This window comes from Pararhodobacter sp. (assembly GCF_034676545.1).
Classification (GTDB): Bacteria; Pseudomonadota; Alphaproteobacteria; order Rhodobacterales; family Rhodobacteraceae; genus Pararhodobacter.
On the sequence record NZ_JAUCBZ010000015.1, the window covers coordinates 3,224,119 to 3,248,702 of the forward strand.

Sequence of the window (24,584 nt, forward strand, 5' to 3'; positions counted from 1 at the left end):
GCCTCACAAACCCGCCGGATTTTTCCGGTCTTGGCTTACTAAAAATACTGCGCCCGGCGGTACCGGACACAGACCTCCCAAGGGCGCTGGCCTGAATTCAGCGCATTTCCTCGACAGGACTGACCCCTAGGATAGCAAGACCTGCGAAAATAACAACGCCCACGGCACGCGCCAGCGCAATTTTCGACTGGGTGAGGCCCGGATCGTCCTGCAGGAAGCGCAATTCAGGGGCATCATTGCCGCGATTCCAGTGGCCGTGCAGGTCTGCGGCCAATTCCGACAGGAAACCGGCGATGCGATGGGGCTCTTGCGCGCGGGCGGCGGCCTCGACCTGACGCGGCCAATCGGCCAGTTTCCGGATCAGCGCCAGCTCTGCGGGATGACCCAATGCCGAGAAATCGGCCTGCGCCAAGGCGGCGTCGGACACATCGACGCCGGCTTCAGCGGCCTTGCGCACCACCGAGGCCACGCGGGCGTTGGCGTATTGCACATACCAGACCGGGTTGTCGCGCGATTGCTCCAGCACCTTGTCGAAATCAAAGTCGAGAGCTGCATCATTCTTGCGGGTCAGCATGACAAAGCGGGTCACGTCGGGGCCGACCATATCCACCACGTCGCGCAGCGTCACAAACGTGCCCGCGCGTTTGGACATCTTGAACGGCTCGCCGTTCTTGTACAGCTTGACCAGTTGCACCAGCTTGATGTCCAGCGGCACGCGCCCCTGCGAGAGGGCCGCAACCGCCGCCTTCATGCGCTTGACATAGCCGCCGTGGTCAGCGCCCAGAATGTCGATCAACAGGTCAAACCCGCGTTGCACCTTGTCATAATGATAGGCGATATCGGGGGCGAAATAGGTCCATGTGCCGTCCGATTTCTTCACCGGGCGATCCACATCGTCACCATGCGCGGTCGAGCGGAACAGGGTCTGTTCGCGCGGCTCCCAATCCTCGGGCATACGGCCCTTTGGTGGCTCCAGCACGCCTTCATAGATCAGCCCCTGATCGCGCAGGGTCTGCAGCGCAGCTTCGATCTTGCCGGTGCCATAGAGCGCCTTTTCCGAGGAATACACATCCATTTCAACGCCCAACGCGGCCAGATCGCTGCGGATCATGGCCATCATCGCCTCGGTCGCGAGCGGGCGCAACGTGTCGAGCCAGACGGATTCGGGCTTGTTGAGGAACGTGTCGCCGAACTGTTCTTTCAGCGCCTGCCCGACCTCGATCAGGTAATCGCCGGGGTACAGCCCCTCGGCGATTTCCGGGTTCATGCCATGCGCCTCGCGGTAGCGTTCATAAACCGAGCGCGCCAGCACATCGACCTGCCCGCCGCCGTCGTTGATGTAATATTCGCGCGTCACATCATAGCCCGCAAAATCGAGCAGGCTGGCCAGCGCATCGCCCACCACGGCGCCGCGTGTATGGCCGACATGCATCGGGCCGGTCGGGTTGGCGCTGACGAATTCAACGTTCACCTTCAGCCCCTGCCCCAAGGTGGCGCGGCCGAAATCATTGCCCGCCCGCAACGCCGCCGGGATCACCTGTTGCCAGACCTCAGGCACCAACCGCAGGTTCAAAAAGCCAGGCCCCGCGACCTCTGCCGCCTCGATCCGTGGATCCTGGATCAAGCGCGCCGCCAGGGCCTCGGCGATATCGCGGGGTTTCAGCCCAGCCGGTTTGGCCAGCACCATCGCCGCATTCGTTGCCATATCGCCGTGCGCTGCATCACGCGGCGGCTCGACGGTCACGTTCGATGTGTCCAGCCCCTCAGGCAGATCGCCGTCACGGACCATGTTTTCAAGGCAGTCGAGCACCAGTGCGCGGATATCGGTGAACAGGTTCATAGAGCGTTTCCTTTGCTGTCCTTGCACTATCACGGCGGCGCGCAAGGTCAATCGGCTTGCCGTATTCTGCGCGGGCTAGCCTGGCAATCCAGCCTTGTTTTCGGGTTGGTTTGCGGTGGATTCCAGAGTTTTCTCGGGCTGACCCTCGGGGCCGGGTTCAGGTGGGATCAACGCGATCAGGCGCGTGCCCGGGTTGACCTTTGCCGCCATTCGGGTTGCGGTTTTTTCCGACATGGTCGCCAGAAACTTGGTGCCGCGCTCTGTCAGACCGCGCACCTCGACCAGATCGCCGGTAATCGACACCTCGCCTTGCGGCGAAATCCGTGCCAACAGCACGGCATTCGGCCGTTTCGCGCGCCAATCCTCAAACCCGTATTCCTCGGTTATGCGTGTGAGGCGAAAGCTGTATCCGTCAATCAACAACTGGTCCAGGGTCTCATAGGACAACCCGCCGGCAAAGGTCCGCGCGCCCAGGCCAGCCGGCAAGGCATGGCGGGGGTTCTCGGATTTCGTGCGGGTCAGTTGGAACACGTTGTCGCGCCCGAATTCCGGCGCGAGGTCGGTGGCCACCAAGGTGTTGTAGGCGTCGTTATCGGTGGCGGCCAGGATGGTGCCGTAGCCCATCAATTCGACCGATTGTTCGGCGGCCTCGGACAGGATGTCGCCGTAGAACACCGGAATCCCCTCGCGGCGTGGGCGGCGCAGGCGTCCGATGTTGGTGTCGGTCACCAGGACCGGAACCTCGGCCTTGATGAAGGCCTGCGCGAAGCCGGTCGCAAAGCGCGAACCACCGACCAGCAAAACGCCCGGTGTTTCCGCTGCCACAAGGCCCAGTGCACGCGCCAGGGGTTTCAGGCCAAAGCCATTGAGCACCACCGTCACCGCCACCAAGACGAACGCCAACGCGCCGATTTGCGCGCCATCCGCGACGCCGATCCCAATCAACCGCTCGCCGAACAGTCCCGCCACCGCAACCAGCACCACGCCGCGCGGCCCGGTCAATGCGACCAGGATACGCTCGCGCCAGGGAACCGGGCTGAAGGCCAGCGCCAGCAGAACCGTGACCGGGCGCGCGATGAACACGACCACCAGCACAAAGAGCACCGCGTGCCAGTCAAGGGTCATCACGGTCGCGACATCAAGCCCCGCCGCCAGCAGGATGAACACCCCGGACACCAGCAAGACCGTGGCTTGCTCCTTGAAGCGGCGCAGTTCGTGGTAGCTGGGCAGATCCGCATTGGCGATCACCAGCCCCATCACCGTGACGGCCAACAAGCCGCTCTCGTGCAGCAGCCTGTCGGCCAGCGCGAACACCGCCAAGACGGCCACGAACAACACCGGCACCTTCATGTATTCGGGCACCGCACTGCGCCGGAAGGCAACCGCGATCAGGCGTCCGCCGGCATAGCCCAGGATCACCGCCACGAGGATTCCGACAACCATATGCAGGGCCGCGCCCGGCCCGTCGTCGGCGGCAGAGCGCACGACGACCACCACTTCGAACGCCAAGACGGCGGCAAGCGCGCCGATCGGGTCGTTGACGATTGCCTCCCATTGCAGCAACGCCGCCGGGCGTCGCGCCAGCCGCGCCTGACGCAAGAGGGGCGCAATGACCGTGGGTCCGGTGACGATCATGATGCCGCCGAATACGGCCGATGTCTCCCAGCTCAGGCCCGCCGCATAGTGCAGCGCCAGAGCCGAGGCCAGCCAGCCGACCGGCGCGCCGATGACAACCAGACGTTTCACCCCCACCGCCGCGTCGCGCAACTTGTGAAGGTTCAGCGACAATCCGCCCTCGAACAGGATGATTGCCACGGCCAGCGAAACCAGCGGCCCGGTCAGCACACCAATGTCGCGCGCCGGGTCGAACAGGCTCAAGCCGGGGCCAACGATCAGGCCCGCGACCAACATCAGCACAATCGCCGGAAGTTGCAGACGGAACGCCAGCCATTGCGCGCCGACCCCCAGAACCCCGACCAAGGCGATCGCTTCAACGGGGCTTAGCCCCGATACGGCTCCTGCGGCCATGCTTTACTTCCTTCAATGAGACGCACATGTTCTTGCAGTGCAAAACGGTCTGTCATGCCCGCGACATAATCGGCAACGATCCGCGCCAAGGCGTGTGTGTCGGCAGCCTTGGCGACATCCTCGTGCCATTCTTCGGGCAGAAGCGAGGGATCATCGAGGAACAAGGCAAAAAGATCCTGCACCACCTGCGTGACCTCGGTGCGCATCGCCACGACACTGGGCGCGCGGTACATGCGGTGGAACAGAAATTGCCGGATCACCTTGAGTTCGCGGAACATGCGGTCGGAAAAGCGGATGATCGTCATGCCGAGGTGCCGGATTTCATCGGCGTCCTTGGGCTGCGCGGCACCAAGCCGATGCTCGGCGACGGCGATCACATCCTCGACCATGACGCCGAACACCCGGCGCAGGGCCTCGTGACGGCGGCGCATCTTTTCCAAGTTGGGATAGAGCGCGTCCACCTCGGCAAAAGCCGGGCCGGTGATCGGCAGTTCCATCAGGTCCTCTTCGCTGAACAGACCCGAGCGCAACCCGTCGTGCAGATCATGGTGGTTATAGGCCACGTCATCGGCAATCGCGGCGACCTGCGCCTCGGCGCTGGCATGGGTGTGCAACCAAAGATCGTGTTGCGCGTTGTATTCGGCCAAGGCCACCGGCAACTCCCCCTTGAGCGGCACGCCAGCCGCATCCAGTATCGGGCCGTTGTGTTTGGCGATCCCTTCCAACGTCTCCCAACTCAGGTTCAGCCCGTCGAAATCAGCATAGTGACGCTCCAGCGAGGTGACGATCCGCAGCGCCTGCGCGTTGTGGTCGAACCCGCCGTACGGTTCCATCAGCCGCGACAACGCATCCTCGCCGGTATGGCCAAACGGGGTGTGGCCCAGGTCATGCGCCAGCGCGATGGCTTCAGCCAAATCGGTATTCAGCCCCAGCGCCCCAGCCAATGTGCGCGCCACCTGCGCCACCTCGATGGAATGGGTCAGGCGCGTGCGATAATAATCGCCCTCATGCTCGATGAACACCTGCGTCTTGTGCTTGAGCCGCCGAAACGCCGAGGAATGGATGATCCGGTCGCGGTCGCGTTGATAGGGCGAGCGAAAGGTGGAAATCCGTTCTGCGAACAGCCTGCCACGGCTTTGCAGGCGGTCGGCGGCATAGGGTTTGCGGTCGGTCATGGCGTTTGAGATCACGATACCCAAGGGACCACGCTTGTCGCGCGGCGTTCCCTTGCTTATATCTGTCTCAGCCGCCAAGGAAACCATTGAACCGCCATGAATTTACCCCCCCGTGTCACAAATCGCGCCTTTGAGCGCCTTGCCGAAATCGCCGAAAGCGCCGGTGAGCCGCAGATTCTGCGCGTCGCGGTGAATGGCGGCGGTTGTTCCGGGTTCCAATACGAGATCGCGCTCGATAAACGCGCCGAGGATGATCTGGTGCTTGAGGCCCAAGGTCAACAAGTGGTGATTGATCCGGTGTCCCTGCCGTTTCTGGCGAATGCGGTGATTGATTTCACCGAGGAATTGATCGGCGCGCGATTCACCATCGACAATCCGAACGCCTCGTCCAGTTGCGGCTGCGGTGTCAGCTTCTCGATGTAAGCCGGATCAATACCCACACTCATCGGCAATCTTTTCGACGGCGCGTTCGGCGGCATCTTCAAACGGCGCCAGAACAATCGTCGCCCCCAGCGCCAGAAACCGGTCGCCCTCATCGCGGCTATTGACGGTGACGGCAATTTCCCCCGTGAACCCCATCGCCCGCAACCCATGCAGGAATGCGGGATGCAGCTCGGCATCGCTCAACGCCCCTCGCCCCGGCGGCAGCGTCGAGATCACGGCGCGCACCCCGCGCAGCGGCAAATGCGCCACGAATTCCGGGTCTGACTTGTCGCCAAAATGCGCATCCATCCCCAGCGCCCGCCATCTGCGCAGAGCCTCCGGGTCAAAGTCGACGCCCAGCAGCGTAAAGCCGCGCGCCTTGAGCCCCTGCCCGATCCGCACGCCGTAGCGCCCCAGCCCCAGAATGACGAAATCATACCCCGCGCCGGGTTGATCCGGGCTGTCCTCCTGCCCCTCGCGCACCGGCTCGCTGCGTTCAAACCAGCCCAGCACCGGTTCAACCAGCACCAGCAAGCGATTCGAAAAGGCAATCGCATAGACCGACACCGCAATCGTGATCAGCGCCACCAAGGTCACCAACGCGGCCTCGTCTTCGCCGACATGGCCGAGGTTGACCCCCATCGCCATGAAAATCAGCGAAAACTCCGAGATTTGGCCCAGCGTGATCCCGGCCAGAAACCCGGTCCGCGCGCGGTAGCCCAAGAGCCCCATGATCGCCGTGACGATGATCGGCTTGCCCAGCAAAACAAAGGCCGACAACGCCAGCGCGGGGAACAATTGCGCGCTCAAACCGCCAAGATCCAGCCCGGCCCCCAAGCTGAGAAAGAAGAACAACAGCAGGAAATCCCGCAACGGTGCCAGACGCGCGCCAATCGCATCGCGAAACGGCGTCGATGCCAGCGAAACTCCCGCCGCCAACCCGCCCAGCTCCTGGCCCAGTCCGGCGGCATCGGCCAGCGCCGCAAAACCGGCGGCCCAACCCACCGCGAAAATGACCACGAGTTCCGGCGAACGCGCGATCACGCTCAGCAAGGGTTCGGCCAGCCAGCGCACGAAAACCCAGACCACCGCCACCAGCGACACAGCGCCCACCACAAGCGGCAAAAGCCCGTCGGCCCGCTCCGCCTCGGCGACCGCCTGCATACCTGTCTCGGCGACGGAACTTGCGCCAATCGCCGACACCACAACCATCGCCAGAACCACGGCGATATCCTGCACGATCAGAATGCCCAGCGTGATCTGGCCGTGTAGCGCGTCGATCTCATGTTTGTCGGACAGCAGTTTCACGATGATGATGGTCGATGAAATCGACAGCCCCAGCGCCACATAAAACGCGGCTTGCGGTGCCAGGCCCAACGCCAAGCCCAGCGCAACGCCCAGGGCCGTCGTGAAAACCATTTGCCCGACGCCCGCCATGACCGCCACCCCGCCAAGGTTGCGCATCAGCGAAACATCCAGCTTCAGCCCGACCAGGAACAACAATACCGCAATGGAAATCTGGCTGAGCAGCGCGATATAGGCCTCGGATTGGCCCAAGCCCAGGACATCCGGCCCGGCCAAGATCCCCGCGGCGATAAAGGCAACGACCAACGGCTGCCGCAACGTCAGCCCCGCCAAACCGAGCCCCGCCGCCATCAAGACGAGCACCGCTATTTCGAAAAAGACAGGCGCGAGGGAGACATCATGCATGAAGAATTCTTCTCGATATTCGAGCAACCAACAGTCGGGATTGCGGTATGCGCGATCTTTCTATTAATTTTTCTATGGGCTTAGCATGGCAGATGCGGGCACCAAACTGACGCCGCGCCGCCCGAAACCATCGGCAAACTGCGTCAACGCGGCAATCGTGTCGGGATTTGCGGCAGATCCGGCCACCAGAATGCCGCTGGATCGCTCTGCCTCGAATGCCGCACGATCCAGCAAGCGGCTGATGGTCACCGCGCCCTGCCCTCTGTCGTCGAGCATCCGAAAGATCGAGGCCGAGGCCACGCCCGATTGCCGCGCCGCCTGCACAAACCCATCGAGCCCATCGCGCAACGCAATCATCCCGTAGCCGTCAGCCGCAAGCATGGTCGCCAACTCGTCGGCCAAGGCCCGCTGACGCCCAATCGCGCCCTGCGGCACATCCATCAAGGCAACGATCCCGGGATAGGCCTGAAACCACACTTGCAAAATGGTTTCCAGGTCTTGCGACGTCGCGCGCGCCGGAACGCCCATCGCCAGCAGCGCGATATCATGCCCCGCCGCGCGATAGGCGACAGCGCGCCGGGGACCGTCCGGATCATAGGGATCCATCGCAATCGTCACTTGAAACGGCAGAGCCAGCAACGCTGCTTCGGCCGCGGGTGATTCGGTCAAGACGACCCCCATGGGCCAGGTTTCGGGCGCATGCTCAGGAAACGCCGCGTTTCTCCGATAGGCGGGTTGATCATCTTCCGGCGCTTGTGCGGCCTCGGGCGTTGCCTGCGGGTCCGCGCCGATGCTGGGCAGACGCCCCACGGTCACGCCCTCGACCGCGCGCGTGATCCCGGTGCTTTGCGGCGCGTCGGTCGACGCTCCACCCCGCCGGACGCTCACTCCGGGCGCGCCGGATGGCATGGCCTCGACTCGCGGCAAATCCTGCGGCGCGACCGCGTCTGGCGTCAGGTCCAGCAACGGCAGTTCCGGCGGATTGGTCGCGGGCACCGGTTGAATGGGTGCAGCGGGTGCGGCCTCGGCGGTGGTGGCCGCAAGGTCTGGACTGACCGCTTCGGGCGCCGGGGATTCCGGCACCTCAGCCAAAGTTTCGGGGATCAATGCCTCCAAGGCCGCATCCTGCGCCACAGCAGACGCCGCGCCATCCGCGGGCGCGCCGCTTGCCACGGCGCCAACAGGGTCTTCTGACGCCTCGGTCAGGTCATCCTGCACTGGCAAAGCAGGCGCTGTGGATGCGATTGCGGAATTGTCGACGACAGCGTCGGGCGCAGATTCTGTCGCAAGCGCCACTGGGTCAACGTCGCGCGGGTCCGCGTCGTGGCCGGATGTTGAAAAAGCGTCCTGCTCCTCGGATTGCGGCGCGTTTTCCTCAGCGATTTGCGTGTCTTGAGGTGCCACTTGATCGACACCGCTACCCTCTTGGCGCGCGACGCGATCCGGCATTGCGCGGGGCAGCAAGGTGGTTTCGGTCGGCTCCGAAGGGTCAGTTTGCGGGTTTTCCATCACCGCAGGTTCCGCGATCGCCAGAGGTTCGGTCGGCGGGGTATCCACGTCTGATGCGGCCTCGGTCGCCGCCGCGGGCCCGTTGGCGGGCACCACGCGCTGATCACGGATCACCGCGGATTCAGCCTCACTTTGGACTGACTCACCATGCTCCGCGTCGCGCGCCGAGGTCGTTTCCGGCACGACCGGGATCACCACGGACAGGACGGCAAACCCCAGCGCGAAGCTGACCAAACCCACGACAATACCTTTGATGAAACCGCCCATCTCGCCCCTCATGTCCCGATCCGGACTCTTCTGACCACTATAGCGCTTCGCAAAACCGGATGCACCCCTGCAGCATGTCACACGGGCTTGACCCTGCCCCTTGCGCGGTTGCATGAAGGGGCACCCGCCGCCAGCCCGGAAAACGCCATGCTGCTCCTGATCGATAACTACGACAGTTTCACCTATAACCTCGTTCATTATCTGGGCGAGCTGGGGGCCGAGGTCATCGTGAAGCGAAACGATGCGCTGGATGTGCACGCGGCGATGGCGATGACTCCCGCGGCCATCGTGCTGTCTCCCGGGCCGTGCACCCCCGATCAGGCGGGCATTTGCCTCGACCTCGTGGCCGCCGCTGCCGATACGCGCACGCCGCTGTTGGGGGTCTGCCTTGGGCATCAAACCATCGGCCAGGCGTTTGGCGGCAAGGTCGTGCGCGCGGGCGAGATCGTGCATGGCAAACTGGGCGATATTCAGCATTCAGGCGCCGGGGTTTTCTCGGGTCTGCCCTCGCCCCTGAAGGCCACGCGGTATCATTCGCTGATTGTCGAGCGCGACAGCCTGCCCGCAAGTCTGGAGGTTACGGCGTGGCTTGAGGGCGGCATGATCATGGGCCTGCGCCACAAGGAACTGCCGATCGAGGGCGTGCAATTCCACCCCGAAAGCATTGCCTCGCAACATGGCCACGCGATGCTCAAGAATTTCCTCGAGACCGTGGGGGTCGCGGCATGAAATCCATCAAATCCCTGATCGCCATTGCCGTGGATCGCCCGTTGACCCGCGCCGAGGCCGAGGTCGCGTTTGGCATCCTGTTCGCCGGTGACGCAACGCCAGCGCAGGTAGGTGGGTTCCTGATGACGCTCCGTACGCGCGGCGAGGTGGTCGATGAATACGCGGCGGCGGCGGCGGTGATGCGTGCGCGCTGCGTTGCGGTCAACGCCCCGGCGGGCGCGATGGATATCGTCGGCACCGGCGGCGACGGCAAAGGCACGCTGAACATCTCGACCGCCACTGCTTTTGTCGTGGCCGGGGCGGGTGTGCCGGTGGCCAAACACGGCAACCGCAACCTGTCGTCGAAATCGGGTGCGGCGGATGCACTGGGCGCGTTGGGCATCAATGTGATGGTCGGCGCATCCGAGGTGGAGCGCGCGATCCAGGAGGTCGGTATCGGCTTCATGATGGCACCCATGCACCACCCGGCGATGCGACATGTCGGCCCGGTTCGCGCGGAATTGGGCACCCGTACGATCTTCAATATCCTGGGGCCTCTGACCAATCCGGCGGGGGTAAAGCGGCAATTGACCGGGGCATTCTCGGCGGATCTGTTGCGCCCGATGGCCGAGGTCTTGATGACCTTGGGATCCGAGAAAGCCTGGCTGGTGCATGGCGGGGACGGAACGGATGAATTGTCCATTGCCGCCCCCTCGCAGGTGGTGGCGCTGGCCGAGGGACGCTTGTCCGAATTCACCATCCACCCGGAAGATGCCGGTTTGCCGGTCTATCCGTTCGAGGATTTGCTGGGCGGCGACCCGGCCGAGAACGCCAAGGCGCTTGAAGCTGTTCTGGCGGGGTCCGGCGGGGCGGCCTATCGTGATGCCGTGCTGCTGAATTCCGCCGCGGCTCTGCTGGTGGCAGGCCGCGTGAGCGGCCTCAAAACAGGTGTCGAGGTCGCACGAGACGCGATTGGCTCAGGGGCCGCCGCAGACAAACTCAGGGCACTCGTGCGCATGTTGCCAGCGGCCACATCGTGAAGATCACCAAACCACACTGTTTTTGAAATGTCACTTTCTCAACAATGCAGCCGTGATTTTCGGGGTAATTGGGCGCGTATTGTTCTTTTTCCATCATTCAAGTCAAAGAGCGGTGCCTGACTTCATGGCAGAAACCCGGACCTGACAGGAAATGTCAGACGTTAACAAACAAGACGCGCCTTTGCGTTTGGACAGCCCTTAGCCGATCATCTTGCCGGATTCTCCCAGATCGTCGTAATGCCGCTGTAGCCGCAGCAAGGCAATCCGCAGGACGATCTTGCCCGAGCGCGCCGACCAACCCAACCGACGCTCTGCGGTCTCCAACCCCTCAAGATGACAACAGCAGCGCAACGCCATGTCCGCCAGCCCCGGCCCCAATTCGCGCAGCGCGGCGCTGACCCGGTCGCGCGCCGCCCGAGACCCCTGCCCCGCGACGCCGCGCGCGGCGGGTGCACCCTGCACCGGCCCCGTCAGAAACCTGTCCCAATCTTGAGAGACGCGCGGCCCCATCTGCGCGATCTCGAAATCCTCGCGCAAACGTTCCGCCGCAACCACAAGATCGGCGGTCAGGAATGGGTTGCCATCCCGGTCGCGTCGCCGCGCCAGAGCCGTCACCGGAGACTCGATGGTCACCGGACGTGTGCCCCGCAGGTCATCGGGATCCTGCATGGCCCCCGCGACTGGGGCACCGGATTTGGCACCGCCAAACTGGCGCAACGCCGCACGGCCAGCCGGCGCGATCTCGTAGCGTGAGACACGGCCCGGCTGGATGCAGACGATCCAGTCCCGCAGCGCGAACGCCTCGGCCATCGGGCGATCCAGAACCGCCAATCGCACGGCCCCTTCGGGGCCGTCGCGCATGACCACGGCGCGCTCCATGTCCTGCGCCACCGCCATCACCGCGCCCGGTTCGGCGAGGCGCGGCAAGATGCGTTGGGCTTCTGCGTTCAGCGTCGCCTCGTCTACGGGCAGGCGTTTGGGGACGGGCGGCGGCGTATGGTGCATGTCGCGACTTTCTGTTTGGCCCTGCGCCTCGGGCGCAGGCTCCAACAGCCGGCCCAAAGCGCAATCAACGAGTGGATCATCGCGACGGTTTTCGAAACGGCGAACCTGGCGCAAGACCGTTGACGCATGCACCCCTTCGGCACGCGCGATTTCACGCAACGAGCAACCGTTCTCGGTATGGCTCAGATACAAACGCACCGCCGATGGCACCCAATCCGGGAGCTTGCCGATCGTCGTGAGATTGGCTGTCATATAGTCCTCGCTCGCCTTGCCACACCGTGTTTCCAACCTGCGGCACCGGCGTGGCAGCACCGGAATCACAGAAGAGACACTGGTTTCCAAATCGTTAACCATACAACCTAGACGTGCATTTGTTACGAGTTTGTTAACCACCGTCGCGTTCTCCAATTTCGTTACCAATTCGCAAACATTCGTTGAAGGGGGCGAACGGTGCCGCAAATGCAAAACGCAACACCCGCTTAGGTTGTGTCATGGTGCTCGGATATTGGACCCCTAGCCCGAGGAAAACCTGCATGAGCTGCCAAGACCGCGAATCGATTGTGACCGTTTTGCAAACCCTCGCCCGCATCAAGCGCCCGCAGTTGTTGTTGCGCACCGCCCGTCACGGCACGAGGGACTACAACCGCAACACCGATCTGCGCCGCATTTTGCGTGTGCCCGCAACCCCGCCCCCCGGCGTGGCGACGGTGCGCGCCTTGATTGAACTGGAAGCCTGGCAAAACGAGATGCGCACCCGCCCCCCACACGAAATCGGCACCCCCTGGCGCGCGGCGCGTCATGTGGAGGTGCTGATCGCCCTCATCGCCGAGGCGGGGATCATGGCCGAGGTTGTGCAACCCGTCGCCTGATCCCCCGTTCTCGGTCGCTTTCGGGCAGGGCCGCGTCGCAGGCCCCCCTTTCCCTTCCCGGCACGCACGGTATGGTGCGGCGCAGACTTAGGAATGGAACCAAAGCATGACCGCCGAGACACCAGACACCGCGTTGGTAATCTTCACGCCATCGGGCAAGCGCGGGCGCTTTGCCATGGGCACCCCCGTGCTGACGGCCGCGCGCCAGTTGGGTGTTGATCTCGACTCGGTCTGTGGCGGCCGTGGCATTTGCTCCAAATGTCAGGTCTCGCCCGGAATTGGCGAATTTCCCAAGCATGGCGTCACGGTCTCGGCGACGGCGCTGAGCGAGTGGAATTCCGTCGAACAGCGTTACAAGGACAAGCGCGGCATGCTCGACGGGCGGCGGTTGGGCTGTCAGGCCAAGGTCATGGGCGATGTGGTGATCGACGTGCCCCCCGAAAGCCAGTTGCATCGGCAGGTGGTGCGCAAGGCTGCGTCGGCGCGGGTCGTGGAAATGGACCCGGCGACGCGGCTGTATTACGTCGAGGTTGCGGAACCCGACATGCACGAACCTTCCGGCGATCTGGAGCGACTGTCGGACGCGCTCCGCGAGCAATGGCAGATCGAGGGCATCGTTGCCGGGTTGTCCGTGCTGCGCAAGCTGCAACCCGTTCTGCGCAAAGGGAAATGGGCGGTGACGGTCGCCTTGTTCAAGGACCATCAGAACGGCCCGGCGCGGGTTCTCGACATCTGGCCGGGGCTCTATGAGGGCGACCTGTGCGGGCTGGCGATCGACCTTGGATCGACCACCATCGCCGCCCATCTGTGCGATCTGCGCGATGGGCGCGTGCTGGCCTCGGGCGGGGTGATGAACCCGCAGATCCGGTTTGGCGAGGACCTGATGAGCCGCGTTTCGTACGCCATGATGAACCCCGGCGGCGACGTGGAAATGACCGAGGCCGTGCGTCTGGCGCTCAATGCCTTGGCGCAATCGGTTGCGGGCGAGGCCGGGATAGAGCCGGGCGCCATCATGGAAACCGTTTTGGTGTGCAATCCGGTCATGCATCACCTGTTCCTGGGGATTGACCCGGTTGAACTGGGTCAGGCGCCCTTTGCCCTGGCAACCTCGTCGTCGCTGTCGCTGGCGGCGTCCGAGGTGGGCCTCACCGCGCTGAACCCCGCGGCACGGTTCTATACCCTGCCCTGTATCGCCGGCCATGTTGGCGCGGATGCTGCGGCGGTGGCGCTGTCCGAGGCACCGCAAACTTCGGAGGATCTGGTGCTGATCGTCGATGTCGGCACCAATGCCGAGCTGCTGCTGGGCAACAAGACCCGCGTTCTGGCCTGCTCATCACCCACCGGCCCGGCCTTTGAGGGGGCGCAGATTTCCAGCGGACAGCGCGCCGCCCCCGGGGCCATCGAACATCTCGAAATCGACCCGATCACCAAAGAACCCCGGTTCCGGGTGATCGGCTCTGACCTGTGGTCGGATGACCCGGGCTTTGCCGCCGCCACCGAATCAACCGGCATCACCGGCATTTGCGGGTCGGGCATCATCGAGGCCATCGCCGAGATGCGGCTCAACGGCATTGTCGATGGGGCGGGGTTGATTGGCGGGCCGGACCAGACCGGCACCACGCGCTGCGAGCCCGAGGGGCGCACGCATGTTTACCTGATCCATGACGGCACCGCGCAAAACGGCCCCCGGATCACCGTCACACAGGGCGATATCCGCGCGATCCAACTGGCCAAGGCGGCGCTTTATGCCGGGGCGCGGCTGTTGATGGACGAATTCGGCACCGAAACCGTGGACCGCGTTGTTCTGGCCGGGGCGTTTGGCGCGCATATCAGCGCGAAACACGCGATGATTCTGGGAATGATCCCGGATTGCCCGTTGGACAAGGTCACCAGCGCGGGCAACGCGGCGGGAACGGGGGCGCGGTTGGCGCTGTGCAACATCGCCTCACGGGCCGGGATCGAGGCGCAGGTCAAACAGATACACAAGGTCGAGACGGCGATCGAGCCACGTTTTCAGGAGCATTTTGTCAATGCTTCCGCGATTCCGCACGCGACCGACGCCTTCCCCAACCTGTCGAAACTGGTCACAATTCCGGTTTTGGCGCACAATACCCAAGGCAGCGAGGGTGGTGGTCGTCGACGCGGGCGCGGCCGGTGACCTGAGCGCAAAACGCACACTTTGCGATCCCGGCAATCGGGATCGCGACGCGCGTTTACTTGCCCATCTTCGTCAGCTTGGCTTCCAGCGCAGCAAGCTGACGGCGGATTTCCGAAAGATCCTCGGCGTCGGGGTCGGCGGGTTGCTCTGCTGCGCTGTCGTCCTCTTTGCCCGCCCCGGGGATCTTGGGCCAGCCCGACATCATCGATTCCATGAACGCTTGTTGCTGACGGCGCATGGCGTCAAACCCCGGCATCGCCGACATTTGCTTCATCAGCGGGTTGATCGTGGTGATCTGCTCGGCAATTTTCGTCGGCCCCTGTCGCAGCATGTCAAAGGACATCGACAGAAACTCGGGCACGACGCTTTGCGCTTGGGCGGTATAGCTGCGCACCAGATCGGTCAGAACATCCAGTGGCAAAACGTTTTCGCCACGGCTTTCATGGTCCGCAACAATCTGAAGCAGATATTGACGCGTCAGATCATCCCCGCTTTTCAGGTCAATGATCTGCACTTCACGGCCCGCGCGGATAAACCCGGCGATATCCTCGAGCGTCACATAATCGCTGCTCTCGGTGTTATAGAGCCTGCGACTGGCGTAGCGTTTGATCAGGAGCGGTTTTGAGCTTTCCGACATTGCCGAGCCCCTTTTTTGGTTTTCCGTTGCATTGCGGCAAGAGTAGCCCTCTATCCGTCGCCGCGAAACAGATTTCTTCGCCGCACTGCACCCATATGCCACGCAAAAAGACAAATCTTGCGGTATTTTTACAATTCAATCCGCCGAATCCCGCGAAATCCGGCATAAAGTGAAATTTCAATGCTGCGTTTGCACGTCGTTCTGGCCTCGGAAACAGAAAACGGCGGACCGCCATGCGATCCGCCGTCAATCTGTCAGATCGGTTCAGAGCCAGGCTCTGATCCCGTCGCAAATCACTTCGTCGACGTTGCTTTTTTCGCAGCAGCGGTCACGTCGGCGGTTGCCTTTTGAACTGCCGCTTGTGCTTCGGCCGACATGTCCTTGCCAGCCGCCAGCATCAACTCGACGGTGTCCATCTGAACGCGCTTGGCGATCTCGGCGAAAGCCGCCATGTGCTCGGAGGCCATTTCAGCCGAGTTCGACGCGAAGTCGCTGATCGACTTCGAGTACGCTGCCGGGTCTTCCTTGACCGAAGCAACGTCACCGACCTTGCCCAGAGCCGCTTTGGTCCATTTGGTCGAAATGTCAGCCGACTTTTCAGCAGCTTCCAGAACAACCTTGCTCATTTTCTCGCCCAGAGCAGCCTGGTTCTTGAATGCGTCCTGCATTGCTTTGGTGTCGACCGGGAACGCGCCCATGAAGTCTTGCATCTGCTTTGCGAAATCGTTGGTAGCCATGATAATTCTCCTTGCTCGCCGCCCGATGATCCGGGTCATTGCGTATGAGAGATACCTACATGCTGCACCGCAGAAAATCAAGGGTTTTTTCTGCGGTGCAGCATAAAAGTTGCAAAGCCTTGATCACCCTTGTGGTTTTGCCACCACATAAGTGCCCGGCGCCGGTGCAAGCACCTCGTCTGGCAGGTCGCGCGCCGGAATCATCTTGCCAGACCGCTCACGCAGCCATGATTCCCACCGTGGCCACCACGAGCCTTCGGTGTAATCGGCATCGGCAAGCCAAGTCTCAGGGTCCGCGATGGGCGCGTCCGACGTATAGTGCCCGTACTTTTTCTTGGACGGCGGGTTCACGATCCCGGCGATATGGCCCGATTCCGACAAGATGAATGTCTTGTTGGTAGACCCCATTTGCGCCACGCCGCGGAAACAGGATGGCCAGGCGGCAATGTGATCGGTCTCGCAGGCAACCGAGCAAACCGGCACCTTGACGTCGCTGATCTTGACGGTCTCGCCAAGCAGCACATAGCCGTCTTCGCAAAACTTGTTGCTCTGACACAGATCGCGCAGGTACTCGACCACCATGCGGCCCGGCAGATTGGCACCGTCGCCGTTCCAGTACAAAAGATCGAACGCGGGTGGTGCTTCACCCAGCATATAACTGCGGATCGCGGGGCCATAGATCAAGTCGTTCGAGCGCAGGTAGCTGAAAGTCTTGGTCATATAATAGGCGCGCAGATACCCATGCTCGCGCGCTTCGGCCTCGATGCCGTCAACGAAGTCATTGTCAAGGAACACCCCGGTTTCCCCTTGGTCCGAGAAATCCGTTAGCGCCGTAAAGAAGGTCGCGGATTTGATCGACTTGTCCTTGCGCTTGTTCATCAAGGCCAGCGTCAGGCTCAAGGTGGTGCCGGCAATGCAATAGCCAATGGTGTTGATGGTCTTGACGTTGCAGATTTCCTTGACCTTGGCGATCGCCTCCAGGAACCCTTCTTCGACATAGGTGTCCATGCCGACATCGGCATAGCTGGCGTCCGGGTTGATCCAGCTGACGATGAACACGGTATAGCCTTGCTCCGTCGTCCATTTGATCAGGCTGTTCTGCGCCTTGAGGTCAAGAATGTAGAATTTGTTGATCCAGGGCGGGAAAATCAGCAACGGAGTCTCGTGAACCTGCTCGGTTTGTGCCTTGTACTGGATGAGTTCAAACATCCGGTTGCGATACACGACCGCCCCTTCCGAGGTGCCGATATTGCCGCCAACCTTGAAGGCTTCCCGGTCCGCCAGCGTCACCAGCAATTCGCCGTTGTTGGCTTCAATATCGCGCACGAGGTTTTCCAGACCCAGAACGAGGCTCTCGCCTTCGGTCTCAACCGCTTTCATCAGCGCATCGGGGTTGGTGCTCAGAAAGTTGGTTGGCGCCATCATGTCGAGGATCTGCTTGCCGAAGAACTCCAACCGGGTCTTTTCGCGCGGGTTCAGCGTCTCGATATCGGCAATCGCCTTTTCGATTGCCTGGCTCGACAAGGTGTATTGTTGCTTGATGTAGTTGAAATACGGGTGCGTTTTCCACAGCGGGTTCGCGAATCGCTTGTCATCGGGGGTGTGGTCTTCCGGCGCGGCCAGTGTGCCGCCCCGCAGCGCTTCTTGTGCTTCAACGAAATGTTTGAGGGTTTTGCCCCAATATTCGACCTGACTCTCCAAAACCTTGGAGGGATTCTTAATCATTTCGGTCCAATATGCAGTGGCCGCCGACATATAGAGCGCGGGATCCGGGCCTTGCAGGTCTTGACGCTGGGGTTGCTTCTTTGCAAACGCAGCAACCAATCGTTGCGTCAAAGCCTCAATCCTCGCCAGATTGGCACCCATCTTATCCAGATTTTCGGAATTCTCATATTCAGAAGTTGCCATACCCACTCTCTCCCCTTACTATCCTGCAGTGCAGCATAAACCGGCAGCCCCATTGGGGGAAGCACGGAGTTCATACGCTTCTAGCGTATTTGGAGACCAAAATGAAACAAATGGCCACCTATGACTTGATGGAAACGATGCGAAATACCAACGAATGGTTGGGCGCATCGGCACGAGCAATGGCCTCGTATCCGATTTTCGGCATGGTGCCGCATCCTATGTTCAAGGTTATGTCGGCCTGGGGTCGCGTCACCGAGCGCAGCTTTGCGCGCATGACCATCAAGCCGGCCTGGGGCATCCGCACCGTTGTCGGCGACGAAGGCCGCGATCATCTGGTGCAAACCAAGGTCGAGATCGAGCGTCCATTCGGCAATCTGGTGCGGTTCCATGTCCAGAACCGCCGCGAGAAAAAGCGCCGCATCCTGCTATGCGCGCCAATGTCTGGCCACTATGCGACACTGCTGCGCTCGACTGTCGCCAGCCTGTTGCCCGACGCAGAGCTTTGGGTCACCGATTGGCACAACGCCCGCGACATCCCGGTCTCCGAGGGCAAGTTCGATATCGAAGACTACACGCAGTATGTCGTTGATTTCATGAAACATCTTGGCCCCGACACCCATGTCATCGCGGTCTGTCAGCCGGTGCCTCTGGCGCTCGCCGCAACCGCCATGCTGGCCGAGCAAGAGCCCGAAGCACAGCCCTTGACCCTGACACTGATCGGCGGCCCGGTCGACCCAGACGCCAACGCGACCGAAGTCACCGACTTTGGCCGTCGTGTGACGATGGGCCAGCTGGAGCACCTTGCCATCCAGCGCGTCGGCTTCAAATTTGCCGGTGTCGGTCGTCAGGTCTATCCTGGACTGATGCAACTCTCGGGCTTTATTTCGATGAATGCCGAACGTCACGCCAAGGCCTTTTCGGACAAGATCATCGCCGCCGCACGCGGCCTCGACAGCGAGCGCGACGACCACAACCGCTTCTACGATGAGTATCTGTCCGTCATGGACATGACCGCTGAATTCTATCTGTCGACGGTCGAGCGCATCTTCAAAGGTCGTGAAATCGCGAAAAACGAGTTTGTCGTCAACGGCCACAAGATCGACATGGGCAAGATCACCAATGTCGCCGTGAAAATCGTGGAAGGGACCAACGATGACATCTCGGCTCCCGGGCAATGCCTGGCGGCCTTGGACCTTCTGACAGGTCTGGACGAGTCGAAAAAGGCGCAACATCTTGAGCCGGGCGCAGGCCATTACGGCATCTTTGCCGGGTCCAGCTGGCGCAACAATATCCGCCCCCTGGTCCTCAATTTCATGGATCGGCACAGCAAGCACGAGGCCAAAGCCAATGTCGACGCCACGCCAGTGGCGCAGCCCGAGGCAAAGCCTGTGGTCAAACTGGCCGCCTCCAAGGACTGATCTACAGGATCACACGACATCAAAGGGCCGGGGTTTCCCCGGCCCTTGTTGCATGTCTGACGCTGCCAAACGCACCGCCCACGCCGGATGCAGCGATACACCGCCAGCGCAAGGACCAGACCGTCCTCGATACGCCTCGCGGCAATCGGTCCGGCAAAAGCCTGTCATCGCTATCCGTAAATGCCAGCCGTAGGGTGTGTGCTTGCACGCACCATCGCGCAACGCTACCCGTTCAGATCTTTCAGCAACCGGCCATGTTTGCGCACCTCGGCAACGACCTGACCAAAGGTTTCCAGCCCCCGCGCCCGCAGCATCGGCACCAGTTTCAGAAAGGCATCGGCGGTGGCGATCGTATCACCGATCGCGGTGTGGCGGGCCTCTTCCGGAATGGTGATCCCCAATCGCGCGGTCAAGGCATCGAGCGAATGCTGTTCCAACTGGCCATAGACCACCGCCGACAACAGCACCGTGTCCAGAACCGGATGATCGAACGCTTTGCCGATCCCGGCCTCTTGTCGGCGCAAAAACTCCATATCAAACGGCGCGTTATGCGCAATCAACACCGAGCCCTCGGCGAATTTGTGAAACTTGCGACCGGCTTCGATGATATCGGGCGCGCCGACCACCATGCTGTCGTTGATCCCGTGGACATCCGTGGAGGACGCCGGAATGGGTCGCTTGGGGTCCACAAGCGTGTCGAACACTTCGTTGTCCAGCTTCTTGCCGTTCACCAACCGGACCGCGGCGATCTGCACGATGGAATCGGTTGACGGCGTCAGCCCGGTGGTCTCGGTGTCGAAAACCACAAAGGTCAGATCCTCAAGTCTCGTATCGGCGACCGCCGCGTTGCGGGCTTTCGACAACAGGTCAAAATCATAGGTCACTTTGCGCGCAATCGGCGGCGGACGGCGACCCGCGCGACGCGCCGCACGGATCGGCAAGGCCACGGCGTGACGGCCATCCGGCAAGCTCTCGGGCCAGGTTTCGGTGCCATGCGTTTGCAGGATCGTATGCGCCGTCAGCTCGCCGGTGTCACGCCCCATCGGGTCAAAGAGCCAGCGATCAAGACGCCCCACAGACAACGCCTCGCCCTGCCACGTCAGACGCATCATCGCGCCGGGGCCGTCCTCTTCCGCCAGGATCATCGCGAAAGAGCTCGCCAATCCGTCGGCAGCAATCCGGCCAGCCAACCACGACCAAAAGGCGATGATCTCGAACCCGTCGACCTGCAGGATCAGGTCCGGGCCTTCGCTGGATAGCGTCAGGGTCTGGGCCTGAAATCTGGCCTCCAGCCCGTCCAGAAGATCGGCCGAGCGGGTGTTGACCAGTGGCCGCCAATCCGCCTGAATGCTGTCATACCGCGCACCCAGATCGGTGACCGCGCGGGTCAGGACACTGATTTCATCGCGCATGGCAGCGGCCAGATCCGGCACGTCTTGCGCGCCGTCCAGCTCGGCCATCACGCCGATCACGGTTTGCAAATTCGCCGCCGGACGGCGCACCCGGTCAAAGATTTCGGTCAGCAGCGCATCGCGCCGCGTGTGGGCGGCAATGTCTGCGGTGACATCGCGCAGCGTCAGGACATAGCCCGGCGCGATGCCCTCCTCGCGCCGCCGCAGCACCCGCATCCGCCCGGCAAGCAAGCGCCCGCCACTGACCGTTGCACACAGAAGATCCGACGCCAAATCCGGATCACCGGCGACCGACAAGCGGTCATAGGCATGTTTGATCGGCCCTTCGCGCAGGTAGTCCAGCAGCCGTCGGTCAAGTCCAGGGGCGGAACCTTCTCCCAGGATATCAACGGCTTGCCCATTGTAAAAAACCAGTTGATGCTCGGCGGTGCACAACAAGACCGCCACGGGAACATCCGCCAGCAGCGTTTCCAGCCGCGTTTTCTCGGCGGCCAGCCGGGTTGTCTCGCGCGCGACGGATTCCGCCAAGGCGCTGCGGGTTTGCGCCAGCGAGCGTGTTACCGCCGCCGCCGCCGGGGCCAGGTCACCCAGATAGCGCGCGGCGCTCGCCTCGGCCGCCAGATCATGGTCGATCCCCGCATGAACCCGCGCCCGGATCGCCGAGGCCAGACTGTCGATGGCGCGCGCCACATTCGCGTCGAACAGGAACCAGACCCAGACCACCAAACCCGTGGTCAACAAGATCGCGATCAACCCCCCCTGGATGATTTCCGGCGTCGGCGCGTCCAGTCCGGCCCGCGCCATGCCAACCCACAGCCCTGCGATGATTGCGCCGATTGCCCCCGCCGCCAAGAGCGCGAAGAACAACAAGATGCGGATCCGCAGGCTGAGGCGATCAAGCATGGCGCGCCGCCCCGTCTGGCGTGGTCTGCTCGCCATCGGGCGACGGCTCGCCTGCCAGGATCCGCCGGACTTCGGCGCGCAGGGCCTTGAGCTCGAACGGCTTCGAAATGAAGCCATCCGCCCCCATCGCCAGCCCCTTTCGCCGCTCCATCGCCGAGCCGCGCGCCGTCATCATCAGGATTTTGACGTCGTTCAAACTGGCATCCATGCGCACATTCTGGCAGATTTCATAACCCGAGACCTCGGGCAGCATCACATCCAGCAGCACCAGATCGGGGCGCATCTCGCGGATCAGGTCAACAGCCCCCGCCCCGGTCGCGATACGCTTTTGCGAATATCCTTCGCGGGTCATCAAATAGTCGAGGGCGATGGCGATGTTGTCTTCGTCCTCGATGACCAGGATGGATTTAGGTGTTGTCGCCTCGCTCATGTCGTATCTCCTCACCCACCGCGCACGCCGTGTTCAAGACGGCATCGTCGGCCTCTAACGCGCGCCAGCTCGCCCCCTCCAGCGTTCCGTCCGCATTCAATTCAACGCCCTCCACCAGATCGACGCGCGCATTGTTGTCGCAATCAAACACCATGCCCGCGACGCGGATCGGCTCCCATCGCCCGATCAGCACCACCTGCGTCATGACCAACCCGGGCTGCGCCGGATGGATGTGGGTTTGCGATTGATCAATGGCAATCAAGCGCGTGATCTGGGGCCAGATATAGGTCCAGGGTCGATAAAGGACGCTTTGCTGATTGTGCGAGGCCAGGCGCATCTGTGGCGACCCCTCGACCGTCCGCGTGGGCCAAGTATATTCGGACCAAACGGTAAAGCCGACCATGCCCAGAGCGACTGTCGCCGGATAGACCCAGCGTCCCAGCCGTTGCCCGGTTAGCCGGTTCAACAGCATGACAACGCCCATCAATCCGAAGCCGGTTGCAAATGCGCCCACGAAATCAATGATCATTGTCTCTCCTTTTTGCACTCAGGCTGTGGGGCGTGGTCACCCCAACGCACCCGCGCGTTGCCCGAGGGCCGATTGCATGGTGCGCACGACAACGAAAGCGTCGCGCAAATGGCTACGCTCGAAATCGGACAAATCTGACGGCGCCAGGAAGTTGTCCGGTTTGCGACCCGATTTGACCAAGGCCGCCTGCCCTTCGAGGCGCAGCCGCGCGATCAGGTCATAGGCCTCGATCAAGTCTCGGGCACCCGACACCGACACCACACCCGCGTATTCAGCCGCAAGGATGCGGGCGCGGGTATTGACCTCGGTCAACCTGCCCTGCAACGCATAGATGCGGGCCAGATCCGCAATCGGCACCACACCGTTGAGCTTCATGTCGATGTGGTTCTTGTACTCGCCCGAGCGGATGGTGCTGAAGCCGCGCAACAAGCCCAGCGGTGGCTGATGCTTGAGCGAATTCGAGATCATATGCGCGACGAAAATCGAGTTTTTCGAGGCATTGGCCAGCGTTTCCGCCTGCAGGTCGCGAAACAGCCGGGTTTGTCCGCCGATCGGCCGCAGATCGAACATCACCGAGGCCAGCATTTGCGCCTCGTGACTGGGCGAGGCGACCCAGTTCTGAAAATAGCGCCGCCAAATGCTGACGGGCTGGCACCAGCGATCGGCCGTGGCCATCATGTCGCCGGGGCAATAGAAATAACCGGCCTTGTCCAACCCATCCGAGACGAATTTGGCGAGCGCCTTGAAATATGGCATGTCGTCGGGCGTGACGGAGTCGTCCAGGATCAGGCAATTGTCCTGATCCGAGACGCCGGTTTGCTCCTGGCGCCCCTGCGATCCACAGGCCAGCCACAGATAGGGCACCGGCGGTTCCCCCAATTTGGCCTCGGCCAGTTTCAGCAGGCGACGCGTCACCGTGTCGGCGACATCGGTGATCAGTCGTGTCACCACCTCATGCGCGTTGTTCGAGGTCACCAGTTGTTGCAGGAGTTTCGGAATGCGGGCGGTGACTTTGGCCATTTCCTCGGCCGAATTCGACACCGCCGCATCGCGTACCAATTGCGCCGAGCTGACGGCCTGAAACCGTGTGAGGTCAGTCTGGGTGACGATGCCTTTGAGCTTGCCGTCGAAAACCACCGGAATATGGCCGATCCGCCGCTCCAACATCGTGTGAAGAATGTCAGAGCCCAGAGAGTCCGGGCTTAGCGCAAGGGGATCAACCGTCATCACCGTGCTGACGGCGGTATCGCCGCTCAGACCCTCGGCCAGCACGCGGAACGCAAGGTCACGGGTGGTGAGGATCCCGAGCAAGGTGCCATCGACGGTCACCGCAAGGCTGGAAATGCGGTTGTCGCGCATCAGTTTCGCCGCATCGGTGATGCTGGCGTCGGGCGTCACCGTGATCGGCTTGCGTGCCATCAGGTCCGACACTTTCAGCGTGCTCAGGTCGTTGGTCCGCGTTTCAGACGGGCGGGATCGGTTGAACAGCCGCTCGAATGCCGCAAAGCGCGCCATCAGGCGGTGCAACTCATCCTCGGGCAGAAGCAACACGACAGAGGCCTCGGTGGTGCGCGCCGTGGTCACGGCCAGCCCGTCACGCAGCAAGCCCCGTTCGCCAAACGTGTTGCGCGGCCCGAGGATCGACACGACAACGCCGTTGATATCCGAAATCTCGACCGTGCCGCGCTCGATCAGATAGATGCCGTCCAACGGCTCGCCGGTGGCATAGATTTCCGTGTCGGCGGGATAGTCCCTGCGGCTGAAAAAACCGGCGACTTGCGCCAATTCATCCTGAGGCAGGCTGTCATACGGGTGTACCGTTTCCAGGAAAGCGATCAACGTTTCGATCTGCGGATCCATCATACACCTGCGTACTTG

Annotated in this window: 19 protein-coding genes; 6 read left to right on the forward strand and 13 right to left on the reverse strand. The window is 62.2% G+C overall.

All coding sequences use genetic code 11. The features are described 5' to 3' along the window. Positions 1-97 precede the first annotated feature (97 nt). The 3 genes from argS to VDQ28_RS19265 all read right to left on the reverse strand — a co-directional run bounded on the left by argS (position 98) and on the right by VDQ28_RS19265 (position 5,043). Positions 98-1,840: an arginine--tRNA ligase gene (gene argS, locus VDQ28_RS19255; RefSeq protein ID WP_323037467.1), complete on the reverse strand. Its 1,743-nt coding sequence runs from the start codon at positions 1,838-1,840 to the stop codon at positions 98-100. A 75-nt stretch (positions 1,841-1,915) separates the two neighbouring features. Beyond that, positions 1,916-3,868, reverse strand: a complete 1,953-nt coding sequence (locus VDQ28_RS19260) for a sodium:proton antiporter (protein ID WP_323037468.1) — start codon at positions 3,866-3,868, stop codon at positions 1,916-1,918. Beyond that, positions 3,841-5,043 (reverse strand): deoxyguanosinetriphosphate triphosphohydrolase, encoded by a 1,203-nt coding sequence (locus VDQ28_RS19265; protein ID WP_323037469.1) that lies wholly within the window; start codon positions 5,041-5,043, stop codon positions 3,841-3,843. The genes VDQ28_RS19260 and VDQ28_RS19265 overlap by 28 nt, the downstream gene beginning before the upstream one ends. 96 nt (positions 5,044-5,139) lie before the next feature. Between VDQ28_RS19265 and VDQ28_RS19270 the strand changes: the two genes are divergently transcribed. Next, positions 5,140-5,466, forward strand: a complete 327-nt coding sequence (locus VDQ28_RS19270; protein ID WP_323037470.1) for an iron-sulfur cluster assembly accessory protein — start codon at positions 5,140-5,142, stop codon at positions 5,464-5,466. Positions 5,467-5,472: 6 nt separating this feature from the next. Here the strand turns inward: VDQ28_RS19270 and VDQ28_RS19275 are convergent, their stop codons facing one another. Both VDQ28_RS19275 and VDQ28_RS19280 read right to left on the reverse strand, forming a co-directional pair. Further along, the gene (locus VDQ28_RS19275) at positions 5,473-7,176 is read right to left on the reverse strand and encodes a cation:proton antiporter (RefSeq protein ID WP_323037471.1); all 1,704 of its coding nucleotides are present in this window, start codon (positions 7,174-7,176) and stop codon (positions 5,473-5,475) included. Between the two features lie 72 nt (positions 7,177-7,248). Beyond that, positions 7,249-8,964, reverse strand: a complete 1,716-nt coding sequence (locus VDQ28_RS19280) for a divergent polysaccharide deacetylase family protein (RefSeq protein ID WP_323037472.1) — start codon at positions 8,962-8,964, stop codon at positions 7,249-7,251. Between the two features lie 135 nt (positions 8,965-9,099). Between VDQ28_RS19280 and VDQ28_RS19285 the strand changes: the two genes are divergently transcribed. Together VDQ28_RS19285 and trpD are read left to right on the forward strand one after the other, a co-directional pair. After that, positions 9,100-9,681 (forward strand): aminodeoxychorismate/anthranilate synthase component II, encoded by a 582-nt coding sequence (locus tag VDQ28_RS19285; RefSeq protein WP_323037473.1) that lies wholly within the window; start codon positions 9,100-9,102, stop codon positions 9,679-9,681. Then, positions 9,678-10,700 carry an anthranilate phosphoribosyltransferase gene (trpD, locus tag VDQ28_RS19290; RefSeq protein ID WP_323037474.1) on the forward strand — a complete coding sequence of 341 codons (1,023 nt, stop codon included), beginning with the start codon at positions 9,678-9,680 and terminating at the stop codon, positions 10,698-10,700. The genes VDQ28_RS19285 and trpD overlap by 4 nt, the downstream gene beginning before the upstream one ends. A 198-nt stretch (positions 10,701-10,898) precedes the next feature. On the opposite strand, the gene VDQ28_RS19295 is transcribed toward trpD, so the two are convergent. Further along, the gene (locus VDQ28_RS19295) at positions 10,899-11,957 is read right to left on the reverse strand and encodes a DUF6456 domain-containing protein (protein WP_323037475.1); all 1,059 of its coding nucleotides are present in this window, start codon (positions 11,955-11,957) and stop codon (positions 10,899-10,901) included. Between the two features lie 281 nt (positions 11,958-12,238). Between VDQ28_RS19295 and VDQ28_RS19300 the strand changes: the two genes are divergently transcribed. Both VDQ28_RS19300 and VDQ28_RS19305 read left to right on the forward strand, forming a co-directional pair. Then, positions 12,239-12,574, forward strand: coding sequence for a DUF6477 family protein (locus tag VDQ28_RS19300; protein ID WP_323037476.1), 336 nt, complete (start codon positions 12,239-12,241; stop codon positions 12,572-12,574). A 106-nt stretch (positions 12,575-12,680) separates the two neighbouring features. After that, complete coding sequence (locus VDQ28_RS19305) at positions 12,681-14,732, forward strand: ASKHA domain-containing protein (protein WP_323037477.1); 2,052 nt, start codon at positions 12,681-12,683, stop codon at positions 14,730-14,732. 55 nt (positions 14,733-14,787) lie between these two features. On the opposite strand, the gene phaR is transcribed toward VDQ28_RS19305, so the two are convergent. The 3 genes from phaR to VDQ28_RS19320 all read right to left on the reverse strand — a co-directional run bounded on the left by phaR (position 14,788) and on the right by VDQ28_RS19320 (position 18,014). Then, positions 14,788-15,369, reverse strand: coding sequence for a polyhydroxyalkanoate synthesis repressor PhaR (phaR, locus tag VDQ28_RS19310; protein WP_323037478.1), 582 nt, complete (start codon positions 15,367-15,369; stop codon positions 14,788-14,790). Positions 15,370-15,662: 293 nt separating this feature from the next. Continuing rightward, entirely contained in the window at positions 15,663-16,109 is a 447-nt protein-coding gene (locus tag VDQ28_RS19315; RefSeq protein ID WP_416349435.1) for a phasin family protein, read from the reverse strand. Between the two features lie 120 nt (positions 16,110-16,229). Further along, positions 16,230-18,014: a class I poly(R)-hydroxyalkanoic acid synthase gene (locus tag VDQ28_RS19320; protein WP_323037480.1), complete on the reverse strand. Its 1,785-nt coding sequence runs from the start codon at positions 18,012-18,014 to the stop codon at positions 16,230-16,232. A 101-nt stretch (positions 18,015-18,115) separates the two neighbouring features. On the opposite strand from VDQ28_RS19320, the gene phaZ reads away from it, so the two are divergent. Then, positions 18,116-19,432 (forward strand): polyhydroxyalkanoate depolymerase, encoded by a 1,317-nt coding sequence (phaZ, locus tag VDQ28_RS19325; protein ID WP_323037481.1) that lies wholly within the window; start codon positions 18,116-18,118, stop codon positions 19,430-19,432. A gap of 224 nt (positions 19,433-19,656) precedes the next feature. Here phaZ and VDQ28_RS19330 read toward each other — a convergent pair whose 3' ends face one another. The 4 genes from VDQ28_RS19330 to VDQ28_RS19345 are packed head-to-tail and all read right to left on the reverse strand — an operon-like array spanning position 19,657 to position 24,566. Further along, complete coding sequence (locus tag VDQ28_RS19330) at positions 19,657-21,747, reverse strand: exonuclease domain-containing protein (protein WP_323037482.1); 2,091 nt, start codon at positions 21,745-21,747, stop codon at positions 19,657-19,659. After that, positions 21,740-22,177, reverse strand: coding sequence for a response regulator (locus tag VDQ28_RS19335; RefSeq protein WP_323037483.1), 438 nt, complete (start codon positions 22,175-22,177; stop codon positions 21,740-21,742). Before VDQ28_RS19335 ends, VDQ28_RS19330 begins: the two co-directional genes overlap by 8 nt. Further along, positions 22,155-22,706, reverse strand: a complete 552-nt coding sequence (locus tag VDQ28_RS19340) for a hypothetical protein (RefSeq protein WP_323037484.1) — start codon at positions 22,704-22,706, stop codon at positions 22,155-22,157. Before VDQ28_RS19340 ends, VDQ28_RS19335 begins: the two co-directional genes overlap by 23 nt. Before the next feature lie 36 nt (positions 22,707-22,742). Then, positions 22,743-24,566 carry a DUF294 nucleotidyltransferase-like domain-containing protein gene (locus tag VDQ28_RS19345; protein ID WP_416349406.1) on the reverse strand — a complete coding sequence of 608 codons (1,824 nt, stop codon included), beginning with the start codon at positions 24,564-24,566 and terminating at the stop codon, positions 22,743-22,745. Positions 24,567-24,584 lie beyond the last annotated feature (18 nt).

Coding starts and splice junctions, on each gene's coding strand:
- argS (WP_323037467.1), bottom strand. CDS start 1,840: ATGAACCTGTTCACCGATATCCGCGCACTGGTGCTCGACTGCCTTGAA.
- VDQ28_RS19260 (WP_323037468.1), bottom strand. CDS start 3,868: ATGGCCGCAGGAGCCGTATCGGGGCTAAGCCCCGTTGAAGCGATCGCC.
- VDQ28_RS19265 (WP_323037469.1), bottom strand. CDS start 5,043: ATGACCGACCGCAAACCCTATGCCGCCGACCGCCTGCAAAGCCGTGGC.
- VDQ28_RS19270 (WP_323037470.1), top strand. CDS start 5,140: ATGAATTTACCCCCCCGTGTCACAAATCGCGCCTTTGAGCGCCTTGCC.
- VDQ28_RS19275 (WP_323037471.1), bottom strand. CDS start 7,176: ATGCATGATGTCTCCCTCGCGCCTGTCTTTTTCGAAATAGCGGTGCTC.
- VDQ28_RS19280 (WP_323037472.1), bottom strand. CDS start 8,964: ATGAGGGGCGAGATGGGCGGTTTCATCAAAGGTATTGTCGTGGGTTTG.
- VDQ28_RS19285 (WP_323037473.1), top strand. CDS start 9,100: ATGCTGCTCCTGATCGATAACTACGACAGTTTCACCTATAACCTCGTT.
- trpD (WP_323037474.1), top strand. CDS start 9,678: ATGAAATCCATCAAATCCCTGATCGCCATTGCCGTGGATCGCCCGTTG.
- VDQ28_RS19295 (WP_323037475.1), bottom strand. CDS start 11,957: ATGACAGCCAATCTCACGACGATCGGCAAGCTCCCGGATTGGGTGCCA.
- VDQ28_RS19300 (WP_323037476.1), top strand. CDS start 12,239: ATGAGCTGCCAAGACCGCGAATCGATTGTGACCGTTTTGCAAACCCTC.
- VDQ28_RS19305 (WP_323037477.1), top strand. CDS start 12,681: ATGACCGCCGAGACACCAGACACCGCGTTGGTAATCTTCACGCCATCG.
- phaR (WP_323037478.1), bottom strand. CDS start 15,369: ATGTCGGAAAGCTCAAAACCGCTCCTGATCAAACGCTACGCCAGTCGC.
- VDQ28_RS19320 (WP_323037480.1), bottom strand. CDS start 18,014: ATGGCAACTTCTGAATATGAGAATTCCGAAAATCTGGATAAGATGGGT.
- phaZ (WP_323037481.1), top strand. CDS start 18,116: ATGAAACAAATGGCCACCTATGACTTGATGGAAACGATGCGAAATACC.
- VDQ28_RS19330 (WP_323037482.1), bottom strand. CDS start 21,747: ATGCTTGATCGCCTCAGCCTGCGGATCCGCATCTTGTTGTTCTTCGCG.
- VDQ28_RS19335 (WP_323037483.1), bottom strand. CDS start 22,177: ATGAGCGAGGCGACAACACCTAAATCCATCCTGGTCATCGAGGACGAA.
- VDQ28_RS19340 (WP_323037484.1), bottom strand. CDS start 22,706: ATGATCATTGATTTCGTGGGCGCATTTGCAACCGGCTTCGGATTGATG.
- VDQ28_RS19345 (WP_416349406.1), bottom strand. CDS start 24,566: ATGGATCCGCAGATCGAAACGTTGATCGCTTTCCTGGAAACGGTACAC.